We start from the raw sequence: 1,461 nt of genomic DNA, 5'->3' as shown, positions 1-1,461 counted from the left end.
ACTCCTTACTCATTACTCATTACTCCTTACTCATTACTCCTACAACAGTTTTGTGGTTTACTCAACTGAAAAGCACTTACAAAATGTCGCCCTATAGTCCACCGATTATCAAAAAGTTGTAAGGAGATGTCTACCGCTCCAAAAACTTTTTCAAACATACTGTCATAAAAATACTCAGACATTATATATCCGACAAAAACTTAACTAAATTACAGCGGTAAAATGGATGAATAAACCACAATCATACTGACTCCTTACTCACTACTCCTTACTCCTTACTCCTTACTCCTTGCTCATCACTCCTTACTCATTACTCATTACTCCTTACTCATTACTCCTACAACAGTTTTGTGGTTTACTCAACTGAAAAGCACTTACAAAATGTCGCCCTATAGTCCACCGATTATCAAAAAGTTGTAAGGAGATGTCTACCGCTCCAAAAACTTTTTCAAACATACTGTCATAAAAATACTCAGACATTATATATCCGACAAAAACTTAACTAAATTACAGCGGTAAAATGGATGAATAAACCACAATCATACTGACTCCTTACTCACTACTCCTTACTCCTTACTCCTTACTCCTTGCTCATCACTCCTTACTCATTACTCATTACTCCTTACTCATTACTCCTACAACAGTTTTGTGGTTTACTCAACTGAAAAGCACTTACAAAATGTCGCCCTATAGTCCACCGATTATCAAAAAGTTCTAAGGAGATGTCTACCGCTCCAAAAACTTTTTCAAACATACTGTCATAAAAATACTTAGACATTATATATCCGACAAAAACTTAACTAAATTACAGCGGTAAAATGGATGAATAAACCACAATCATACTGACTCCTTACTCACTACTCCTTACTCCTTACTCCTTACTCCTTACTCCTTGCTCATTACTCCTTACTCATTACTCATTACTCCTTACTCATTACTCATTATTCCTACAACAGTTTTGTGGTTTACTCAACTGAAAAGCACTGTAAGATCGTAGTCATTGTCTCTTGCTTTATTACAAGTCCATAAAACTGTTTCAGATAAAAGCTCTGCTAAATCAGGATCGACTAAGCAAACTAATTTTTGTTTTAAAGCAGGAGTTGGTTTAATAACGTAGTACCCTCTACAAAACATTATTTTTAACTCTCCTCAAAATATAAATAATGGCTTTATTATTTCCAAATTAGGTGATGGTGTATAGTAATAGTAGAAACTAGGGGGCGAATTATATAGAATCCGGGTAATTAGTTATCGTATTACTGAGGAGTAATGAGTAATGAGTAATGAGTAATGAGTTAGGAGTAATGAGTTAGGAGTAGGGAGTAAGGAGTAATATAGAATCCGGTTATATAGTATATGTTGATAATTCTATAATTACTTCAGTATTCAATCTCCCCTACTCCCCTATCCCCTACTCCCCTACTCCCAACTATACAATAACTATTCAACCGGATTTGATAT

At 34.9% G+C, this 1,461-nt stretch carries 3 protein-coding genes; all 3 read right to left on the bottom strand.

What is annotated here, in order from left to right:
* Window positions 1-324: 324 nt before the first annotated feature.
* The 3 genes from F6K40_RS38975 to F6K40_RS38965 all read right to left on the bottom strand — a co-directional run bounded on the left by F6K40_RS38975 (window position 325) and on the right by F6K40_RS38965 (window position 1,134).
* Window positions 325-480, bottom strand: a complete 156-nt coding sequence (locus F6K40_RS38975; RefSeq protein WP_293145297.1) for a hypothetical protein — start codon at window positions 478-480, stop codon at window positions 325-327.
* 142 nt (window positions 481-622) lie between these two features.
* Window positions 623-778: a hypothetical protein gene (locus tag F6K40_RS38970; RefSeq protein ID WP_293145294.1), complete on the bottom strand. Its 156-nt coding sequence runs from the start codon at window positions 776-778 to the stop codon at window positions 623-625.
* A 191-nt stretch (window positions 779-969) separates the two neighbouring features.
* The gene (locus F6K40_RS38965; RefSeq protein WP_293145291.1) at window positions 970-1,134 is read right to left on the bottom strand and encodes a hypothetical protein; all 165 of its coding nucleotides are present in this window, start codon (window positions 1,132-1,134) and stop codon (window positions 970-972) included.
* Window positions 1,135-1,461: the final 327 nt, after the last annotated feature.

The sequence above is a fragment of the Okeania sp. SIO3I5 genome (assembly GCF_010672085.1).
Classification (GTDB): Bacteria; Cyanobacteriota; Cyanobacteriia; order Cyanobacteriales; family Microcoleaceae; genus Trichodesmium.
Note: the sequence above shows the minus strand (reverse complement) of the source record. Positions and strands in the feature narration are given on the sequence as shown.

What these genes read in the sequence shown, in the direction of transcription:
- F6K40_RS38975 (WP_293145297.1), bottom strand. Translation starts at nt 480, where the DNA reads ATGTCTGAGTATTTTTATGACAGTATGTTTGAAAAAGTTTTTGGAGCG.
- F6K40_RS38970 (WP_293145294.1), bottom strand. Translation starts at nt 778, where the DNA reads ATGTCTAAGTATTTTTATGACAGTATGTTTGAAAAAGTTTTTGGAGCG.
- F6K40_RS38965 (WP_293145291.1), bottom strand. Translation starts at nt 1,134, where the DNA reads ATGTTTTGTAGAGGGTACTACGTTATTAAACCAACTCCTGCTTTAAAA.